Here is a 9,187-nt window from a genome sequence, read left to right on the forward strand (position 1 = left end):
CCTTCGCCGGAAGCCGCCGAACCGATGAGGGATTTGCCGGAACGTTCCACCGTAAATTCCAGGCTTCCGCTCCAGGCAACCGCCATATTCCCATCGACCTTCAGCACATCATTCTGCAGGGTGATTTCCACCAGCTCCTCGCGCGGGCAGTCCGCTTCAATACAGAACACGCCGCTTCCGTTCAGGCTTAAATTAAACAGGCCCTCGCCGCCGGCCACTGCGGAAGAAAGATTGGAACGCATAACCGCCTTGTGCTTCAGTCTGGAATCACAGGCCAGGAAAAGTCCATCATCCAGTACAACAGAGCCTCCCCAGTCCGCCGCGTCCATTAAAATCAAATGTTTATAGGTTGGCTCCAGCACCAGAAGCCCGTCCCCCGTATATTCCGGCTTAATTGCTGATTCTCCGGTAACCTTGCCGCGCACCGCTTTCCCGAACAGATCTCCCACGCCTTTGATGCCGGTTGTCGCATTTACATTGCCAAGCATCCACTGCATGGCCCCTGCCTGAATCGTAACACTGGCTTTGCTCAGGTCGCATACCACCTGACGTTTTCTCACATTCATCTGGCTGCTGAAGTAAGCAACCGTTGCCGATGATGGCATAACGCTCAGATCCCGGACATATTCAATCACTGAAAACGGGCCGGCAGACGCAAGTGTTTTCACATCATCATTATCCATAAAATTCGAAATCTGGTACATAAGATACCTCCTCTGTTCTGTTTATATACAGAAATTTTATCATTCCGGGCAGTGGCTGGCAAATTAAGAATATCTTAAGCCCTGACAATGAAAGGCACAGCAATCATCCTTCGCTCATATCCCAAACAAGGCTCTCGCCCGCGCCCAATGCAACCTTTTTCTGTTTTCCGTCCATACACAGAAGGAATGTCCTCTGCCGGTCCAGCAGATTGGTTAAAGAAAAACTGTTCTCCTTCATTTCATATTCCAAAGCGTAGGGCTTTGCCTCCAGCCGAACCCGGCCCGGTTTATTGAGCATAGGGGCAATCCTCAGATCCACATCCAAATCGGGCTGCACCCCCAGATACCCCCTAAGCAGGTTCCAGATAAATACGCAGGGATATTCATAATAGTGGGCGGCGCCGTGCCAGTTTTTATCATCCTGGTAGAAGATATAATTCATATCATAGCGTTCGCCCATCAGATAATCATCCAGCCTTGCCTGCCGGCAGACGGCCAGGAGCTGCTGCTCCAGCATATCCCTCCTGCCCTGAGACACCCAGTAAGCAAAATCCCAGCACCAGTATCTTCCTGCCGCGCACAGGTCATAGGGCACTCCGATTTCCGAATCGGTATAGTCCTGTATCCTGGCTGATAAAAAGGTGGGAAACCGCTGGAACTCTCCGAAGCACTCTTCCACAAGCTTCTGCACCGCTTTTTCCTGCGCCTCATCCGCATAGCCGAACAGCAGCGGCAGTTCATTTGCCAGCAGATGGATATGATCATGCCTGACGCCGCTTCTGTCCACCCAGTCGGCAAAACGTCCGTTTTCCCGGTCCCAGAAGCCTGCCGGGAGATCCGCCGTCATGGCCCGGGAAAGCTTTCTTTCCAGCAAAAGATAATGCTTTTCTTTTTCGCTGTCCCCGGCTCTTCTCTCCAGATCCGCCATCCTCCTCATGGCATCGGCTGCCAGTGCGGCGGACATACATTCCCTTCCGTCCTTGATAATCTGATCTTCATAATAAACATCAGACCAAAGACGCCCCTGCCTGTCCATGCAGTCCTCCACAAGAGTCAGGGAATTTTCCAGCCCTTCCTTATTCCTTTCAAACCAGGCCCAGTCTTTGGAGGCCGCCACATAAAGCCATGCGGATTCTATAATTTCCACATTTCCGGTAATAAGGAACATTACCGCGTTGGTCTGCAGATCTTTGCTGTTTCTTCTCACATGGTATTCCCTGACCCCATTCGGCTGCAGGGCGCAGGGATCCCGGTACAGCTGTTCCGGATCCTCCGCCATCAGCTTCAGCTGCAGCTCCAGCATCCGGCGGATCAGCCCCAGATCAAAGCTATCCGCCATGGCCGCGCGTCCTTTGATTTGGAATTCATGATCTACATCAGGATAAGTACCCGCATATACCTCTTTTTGAAGCGTGCTCACCACATAGCCATCCCGCACCGGATAGCCCGCTCCCGCTGTGCGTTCCGCAACGGAAGGAAGAAGCGTCCTCCAGTAAAACTGATAAACAGCTTCTTCAAACTCCTTTCCGTTTTCAAAGTCCAGGGAAATGGAGTTTCCCATAATATCACAGTGGGGTATGCTCGGATAAATGGTGACGCTGATTTCCTCCTCCGCTCCGTCAAACAATATCTCCGCCTTATGGCCGTCTTCCTGTACCATTACCTGGAAAGGACGCTTTGCGCTGATCCGGCAGGCCTTATTTCTTTCCGTATTCTTTGAAGGGACGATGAAGCACTCCTCCACCTGAGGATTTTCACAGGCGCAGTCATAGGTATGTTTCAGGAATAATTCCCCTTTTTCCTGCACCAGATAATAGAGAACCGGCGTTGCCGAATCATAGATAATTTCTTTTTTCCACATCTTTTTCACCCTTTCCGCGTCAGGAATGCTTTATTTTTTATGTCCTGCCAGCTCAGTATCTCCATTCCGCCGCTTCTTCCAGGCTTTTTCTCGGCCTTGCGGCCGGCGCTTCATCCGCATATCCCAGGGCCAGCGCCGCAATAAGTTCCCCGCCTGCATCCAGCCAGCCGTTCAGCTCCTGATATGCAAAACAGGTATCGCATATCCACAGGCTTCCCAGTCCCAGATCTGTCGCGGCCAGCGTCATATTTTCAATCGCCGCCCCGATGGACTGCGCATTGCATAATTCAAAAATCCTCTCATCCGGGGTTAAGCCCCGGTTTACCTCCAGGCCTAATGTATTGACGATAAAAATAATCACCGGAGCCTGCTTCATAACCTGAAGGGTGTATTCCGCCCCGCCGATATACGGCGCGCTTTCCGGCAGCAGAGGGCTGTTCTTTTCTCTTTCCAGCCCCTGTCTGAACACCTCCAGCATCTCTGCTTTTGACCTCCCCGTTACAACAATGAACTTCCAGGGCTGGCGGTTCTTTGAGGAAGGCGCCAGAAGCCCCGCCCGGAGAACCTCCTCCACCATATGGACCGGGATTTCTTCCTCTTTATATTTTCGGATACTTCTTCTTTTAATGATCGCATCCAGCATGATATTCCTCCGTTGTCTTTTTTGCTTTATTATTTGCGCTTCCCGTTGTTTCATCATCCTTCACCCGCTCAATATGCATCGCCAGGTATCCTGTTTCCACATCATCCAGTTTTCTGTTCAGGCTCCTGCCGATTTCTTCGCATATAACAGCCGCCGTTTCATAGGCTTCAGGAAATTTTACCCGCATATAGTCATTCATATTCAGCTTGAGCCGTTCCCCGCTCAGAGCCCTTGCCACCATATAGCGCACATGGTTCATCAGCCGGTTGTAGGCCAAGGACATGACATCAATTTTCATCCCCGTCTGCTGCTCCACCAGAGTGACGCATTCCCGGACGGCGCGCGCAATCTGCATGGCCTGGGATACTTTTTCATCCTCAATGGCCGCATGGACATGGAGCGCTATATAACCGATTTCATGCTCGTCAATTTTCACCTTCATCCGCTCCCACAAAAGCGGCTGTACACTTTGGGCGACTTTATATTCCCGGTGGAACAGAAGCCTGATATCCTCTGTCAGGGGATTGCTGATCTGCTCCCGGTTTTTGATACGCCTGACCGCATATTCCATATGGTCGGCCATAGGGAAAAGGATGGAACGGTCAATCCTGCCGAAAACTCTTTCCGCTTCATTGAGCACTTCGTTGGCAAGCTCCAGGCAGACCGGGGAAACCGACTTTATGATCTCTTTCGCATCCCCTCTGTCCGTAAGCTGCTGCAGGCAGTAGGCGGTGGTCTCAGGCCCCGCCTCCACCCGCTCGCCCGTTTTCTTCCCGAATCCCACTCCCTTTCCCATGAGCAGATATTCCCCGTTATCCTCCATCCCGATTACAATTGCCGCATTATGATTCAAAACTTTCCTGATTCTGTACATATTCCCCTCCTGTACCGCCCGGAAAAAGCGGCTGCTGCGGCAATTTCCAGCGTTCCGGCGGACTGCCGTCTTATCCCTGTCGTTATTCGTATATATCTACCGCGAAAAGTGCCTCCCCGGCTGTAATGTTTCCTGTTTTAAGCAGCCGGATTTTCTCATTCTCCTGAAGCTCCGTGCAAAGCACGGGTGAAACAACAGAAGGCGCATTGGCCTTCAGATATTCCAAATCCAGCTTCAGCATGGGATCTCCCTTTTTCACCTTCTGCCCGTTCTCAACAAGCGCCTCAAAGCCCTTTCCTCCAAGCTTTACCGTATCAATTCCGATATGAATCAGAAGGCTGATTCCGGAATCCGTTAAAAATCCAATCGCATGCCTGGTATCGAAAACAAAACATATTTCTCCGTCCTCCGGCGCCCGCACAATTGGGTCTTCAGGCGTTACGGCCGCGCCGTCGCCCATCATTTTCCCTGCGAAGGCCTCGTCCGGCGCCGTTGATAAATCTGCCGCCTTTCCGGTAACCGGGCTGGAGATTACAATGGTTTTTACTTTTTTTTCGCCGTCCTGTTCTTTCTCCTGCTTTTCCTCAGACACCACAGTATCCACAGCCGCTTCCTGCTCTCCGCCCGTATATTCCTCGTTGGGCGCAGTTTCCAGATAATCCTCCAGATTTGATTTGATTACCGTAACATGAGGACCGTAGATTACCTGCACGCCATTGCCTTTGTGCACTACTCCTGAGGCCCCTGTGGACTTTAACAGTGCGTCATTTACCAGCTCGGGACGTTTCACCGTGCAACGCAGCCTCGTTGCACAGCAGTCCACGTCGCTGATATTTTTCCTGCCGCCCAGGCCATTTGTAATAGCAGTGCTGACAGAATCAGTATCCGCCGCTGCCGTCTCTTTTTCCGCTCCGTCCTTTCTTGCATTGACATCCGCCCTGGTATACAGCTTTATTTCAGCAGTATCCTCTTCTCTTCCCGGCGTCTTGAAATCGAATTTTACAATCAGGAAACGGAAAATAAAATAGTAAAGGAAAAAGTAAATAATTCCTGCGGGAATCACTCTCAGCCAGCTTGTTTTTTCATTGCCCTGCAGGATTCCAAACAGGAAGAAATCCAGGAAGCCGCCGGAAAAAGTCAGGCCAACCGCGACATTAAGTATATGGGCAATCATGTAGCAGGAGCCTGCCAGCACCACCTGTACTGCAAACAGGGCAGGGGCGACAAACAGGAAGGAAAATTCCAGAGGCTCCGTAATCCCTGTCATCATACAGGCCAGGGACGCGGATAAAAGCAGACCTCCCGCCGCTTTTTTCTTTTCAGGCTTCGCACAGCGATACATCGCCAGGGCCGCTCCCGGCAGGCCAAAAATCATAAAAATAAACTCTCCTGAAAAATACCTTGTTGCATCCGCGCTGAAATGGGCCACATTGGCAGAATCAGCCAGCTGGGCAAAGAATATATTCTGTCCCCCCTGCACCATCTGTCCCGCAACCTCCATGGTTCCGCCCACAGCAGTCTGCCAGAACGGCATATAAAATACATGATGCAGACCGAAGGGAATCAACGCTCTTTTTATCAGGCCAAAGATCAGCGTTCCCACATAGCCGCTGCCTGTCACCAGGCCGCCCAGCGCATAAATCCCGTTCTGCACTACCGGCCATATATAGTATAATGCAATTCCCACAAACATGTAAACCAGTGTTGAGATAATAGGTACAAATCTTGTCCCGCCAAAAAAGGACAGCGCATTCGGCAGGCTGATTTTATAAAAACGATTATGCAGGACTGCCACTCCCAACCCTACTATGATACCGCCGAATACACCCATCTGCAGCGTCTGGATTCCGCAGACAGAGGCGATGGTCCCGCCAAGCACATGCCCGGCAGTTTCTCCGTTGGAAAGGATGTCGCCATGGAGCACCAGCATGGCGCTGATTGCCGTGTTCATTACAAAATAGGCAATTACCGCGGAAAGGGCGGCTACCTCTTTTTCCTTCTTTGCCATACCGATTGATACGCCAATGGCAAAAATAAGGGGAAGGTTGTCAAATACCACGCTCCCGACCTTGTTCATAATTACCAGCAGGGCATGGAGAAATGTCCCGTCACCCAGTATTTTACCTAACCCATAGGTTGCAATTGTGGTTTCATTGGTAAAAGAACTGCCGATTCCCAAAAGCAGTCCCGCCACAGGCAAAATAGCAATGGGAAGCATAAAACTCCGTCCGACACGCTGCAAAACACCAAAAATCTTATCTTTCATTTTTCTTTCTCTCCTTTCACGGCCGCAGACCGCATGAAAATCAGGGCAGAAGCATCCCCGGCTTCGTTGGCAGGACGCGAAGCGTCCCCTCCCTGTTCTGTTTTTTTCCGGATGCATGGTATTTATGCGCTGAATTGCAGTGGATTTGCCGCAGAAATAAAAAAAGGGCATCAATACACATAACCATCCTAAGTGTCATGTATAGTGAATGCCTCGTAAGAGTTACATACTATATTTTGACTATAAAATGCCTTTGGGCATTTGTCAAGTTTTTTATTTTACTTTTTCCTACTTTTCTGCCGTTTACCCTTCTGCCGGCCTGCGCATATACTGCGCAGGCCGCACAAATATACACTATGGGCAGGCAGGCCGCCGCACAGCGATACCATCAGCCGGAAGCCTGCCGCAGTCCGGATGTCCGGGCTTTTACCGTGGATTCGTCATAAAGGAATCTGCTTCTCGCCTATGCCGCGCCCTTCTTTTTCCCTCCCCGCCGCTCCTTATTGAGGAGCTCTTCAAATTCCTTCAGCTTCTGCTTCGCTTCCGGGCTGAGATCCTGCGGAACCTGAATCTGCACTGTGACATAATGGTCCCCATATACACCGGGGTTTTTCATGGAAACGATTCCTTTTCCCTTCAGCCGGATTTTAGTTCCCGGCTGGATTCCTTCCCTGATTCTGCACATAATTTTACCGGAAAGCGTCTGTACGGGAGCCTCTCCGCCAAATACGGCCGTGGTAAACGGAATGGTAATGGTGGAATATACATCCATTCCTTTCCGCTCAAAGCCCTGTTTTTCACCCACCTTGACCTTAAGCAGCAAATCTCCCGCTTCGCCGCCGTATCCCGGCATTCCTTTCCCGCGGATTCTTACCTTTTTGCCGTTTTCAATCCCTGCAGGGATATGGACCTGCAGGGATTGCGCCGGTCCGCCCATGCCATCCGCATTCTGCAGACTGATAAGCTTATCGCAGCCGAAGGCCGCTTCGTCAAAGCTGACCTCTACCTCCGCCTGGAGATCCCGGCCCCTGCCGCGGAAGCTATCCTGCGAAAAACCTCCTCCGTAAAAACTGTCTTCAAATCCGCCATAGCCATGGCTTCCGTTATGAAAGCCTCCTGAAAAGCGGCTGCTGCGGGAACCGCCTTTTTTACCGTCTTTACTGTGGAACAAATCCCCGAAAATATCTCCGAAGATATCGTCCATATTTCCCTGTTCAAAATGATATTCCCGATATCCGCCGTTCTGCCGTCCCGTAAATGCATCCGGACCGGGAGCTGAACCGTCAAATGCGGCATGCCCGAACTGATCATACAGTTTTTTCTTCTCCGGATCACTTAATACGGAATAAGCCTCAGTTATCTCTTTAAACCGCTGCTCGGCATGGGTATTACCGGCATTTTCATCCGGATGGTACTTCTTCGCAAGCTTACGGTAAGCCTTTTTAATCGCGTTTTCATCCGCTCCCTTTTCTATTCCGAGAATTTCATAATAATCTCTTTTTGCTGCCATTCTATTCACCTTCATTCTTTTCTCAGGCGCGGCTGTCCGCCGCTTTTGGTTCCGGCCTGTCAGGCATTACAGCCGGTGCATTACATAAGCTACGTATGCCGCCTGCTTCATCCCCGGCCTGCAAAATACCTCACACAAAGGTGAGGTCCGGACAGTTGCTTTCATAAATTTATATTACACTCTGCATTATTTGTTCTATATGTACTATAACATACGCCCGTATTATTTTCAATACAAAAAATACTTTCTTTATAAAACTTTATAAAATTTGCGAGAGACTTTTCAGCCGAATAAAGCTTTCTGACGGTAATAAAAAAGCAGCAATACCGATGCTCCGGGGGGTATACCGTCCGGCATCCGCATTGCTGCTCCTTTATTTTATATTACTATTACTGTATTATCTGGTGGCCAGGATTTCATTCATCTGGCTTACAAGCCCCTCACAGTCAATTCCATGTACCATGCATGCTTCCTCCAGGCTTTCCCCCTGGGCAGACGGGCATCCCAGACAGTGCATTCCCGCGCGCATCAGCATCTGGGGAATTAATTCGTCCATATTGACCAACTGACCGATTAACATATCTTTACTTATCTGCATTCTTTTTTCCTCCTTGGTATTATAAGCCGGATAAACCGGCTGTTCCTCTGCGGATATATTTATCTCTTTACTTCCGCTCCTGCTATCCGCTACCGGAATTATTATATCACAGTTTCTCGCATTAAGCGAAATATTTTCCGGGAAAAAAGCGGAAAAAACGAAAGAAAAATAATATTTATTAATTGACTTTTTATCAGACATAAAGTATCATCAAAGTAGTCTTACTATATTTCTGTGCATTCGCACATTCTGGCAGTTTCTGCCGCAAAATCACATTTTATTTAACGGCAGGAACCGCAGGCGTCAATTTTTTCATATACGATCTGCACTCCTGCCGCCAAAAGGAGGTACAATGAAGAAAAAGACGCTGATCGCAGAAGAACTTGACGCAGCCGGTATCAAAGTGCAGTATGATGAACATGTAAAGAGAAACCTGAGCAACAGACAGGTTCTGGCCCGTATCCTGCAGGGTGCTGCCGCCGAATACGCAGACTTCGATGTTGAGGAAATTGCGGAATGGATTGAACCGGGAATTGAGGTCGCCAGGGTGCCCTTAAAGCCCGGAGGGAAGAAAGGAAATGAGCTTTTAATTACAGGGAACAATACGGAAAGCGTGGTTCCCGGTGAGGGTCGCATCACATTTGATATCCGATTTTGTGCCATGCTTCCCGGACACAAAAATATTACCATGGTTAAGCTTTTGCTCAATGTGGAAGCACAGAAGAAATTTT

The 9,187-nt window shown here is 49.8% G+C and carries 8 protein-coding genes; 1 reads left to right on the forward strand and 7 read right to left on the reverse strand.

Annotated features, from left to right (window positions below):
- The 7 genes from HMPREF1548_RS15000 to HMPREF1548_RS15035 all read right to left on the reverse strand — a co-directional run.
- Nucleotides 1-704 (reverse strand): AIM24 family protein (locus HMPREF1548_RS15000; RefSeq protein ID WP_021637115.1); only part of this gene is annotated, 704 nt, incomplete at its 3' end.
- Between the two features lie 103 nt (nt 705-807).
- Complete coding sequence (locus HMPREF1548_RS15005; protein ID WP_021637116.1) at nt 808-2,565, reverse strand: glucosidase family protein; 1,758 nt, start codon at nt 2,563-2,565, stop codon at nt 808-810.
- 52 nt (nt 2,566-2,617) lie between these two features.
- Entirely contained in the window at nt 2,618-3,208 is a 591-nt protein-coding gene (locus HMPREF1548_RS15010) for a nitroreductase family protein (protein ID WP_021637117.1), read from the reverse strand.
- Nucleotides 3,189-4,082: a PRD domain-containing protein gene (locus HMPREF1548_RS15015; RefSeq protein WP_021637118.1), complete on the reverse strand. Its 894-nt coding sequence runs from the start codon at nt 4,080-4,082 to the stop codon at nt 3,189-3,191. The genes HMPREF1548_RS15010 and HMPREF1548_RS15015 overlap by 20 nt, the downstream gene beginning before the upstream one ends.
- Before the next feature lie 82 nt (nt 4,083-4,164).
- Nucleotides 4,165-6,348, reverse strand: coding sequence for a PTS sugar transporter subunit IIABC (locus HMPREF1548_RS15020; protein ID WP_021637119.1), 2,184 nt, complete (start codon nt 6,346-6,348; stop codon nt 4,165-4,167).
- A gap of 463 nt (nt 6,349-6,811) precedes the next feature.
- A complete protein-coding gene (locus HMPREF1548_RS15030; protein WP_035322281.1) occupies nt 6,812-7,858 on the reverse strand; it encodes a DnaJ C-terminal domain-containing protein in 1,047 nt (348 codons plus the stop codon).
- Nucleotides 7,859-8,255: 397 nt separating this feature from the next.
- Complete coding sequence (locus tag HMPREF1548_RS15035; protein WP_035322328.1) at nt 8,256-8,456, reverse strand: DUF1858 domain-containing protein; 201 nt, start codon at nt 8,454-8,456, stop codon at nt 8,256-8,258.
- Between the two features lie 352 nt (nt 8,457-8,808).
- Between HMPREF1548_RS15035 and HMPREF1548_RS30010 the strand changes: the two genes are divergently transcribed.
- On the forward strand, nt 8,809-9,187 hold a 379-nt coding region (locus HMPREF1548_RS30010; RefSeq protein ID WP_021637125.1), incomplete at its 3' end, for a hypothetical protein.

The sequence above is a fragment of the Clostridium sp. KLE 1755 genome (assembly GCF_000466465.2).
GTDB classification, from domain to species: Bacteria; Bacillota; Clostridia; order Lachnospirales; family Lachnospiraceae; genus Eisenbergiella; species Eisenbergiella porci.

Coding starts and splice junctions, on each gene's coding strand:
- HMPREF1548_RS15035 (WP_035322328.1), bottom strand. CDS start 8,456: ATGCAGATAAGTAAAGATATGTTAATCGGTCAGTTGGTCAATATGGAC.
- HMPREF1548_RS15030 (WP_035322281.1), bottom strand. CDS start 7,858: ATGGCAGCAAAAAGAGATTATTATGAAATTCTCGGAATAGAAAAGGGA.
- HMPREF1548_RS15005 (WP_021637116.1), bottom strand. CDS start 2,565: ATGTGGAAAAAAGAAATTATCTATGATTCGGCAACGCCGGTTCTCTAT.
- HMPREF1548_RS15020 (WP_021637119.1), bottom strand. CDS start 6,348: ATGAAAGATAAGATTTTTGGTGTTTTGCAGCGTGTCGGACGGAGTTTT.
- HMPREF1548_RS15010 (WP_021637117.1), bottom strand. CDS start 3,208: ATGCTGGATGCGATCATTAAAAGAAGAAGTATCCGAAAATATAAAGAG.
- HMPREF1548_RS15015 (WP_021637118.1), bottom strand. CDS start 4,082: ATGTACAGAATCAGGAAAGTTTTGAATCATAATGCGGCAATTGTAATC.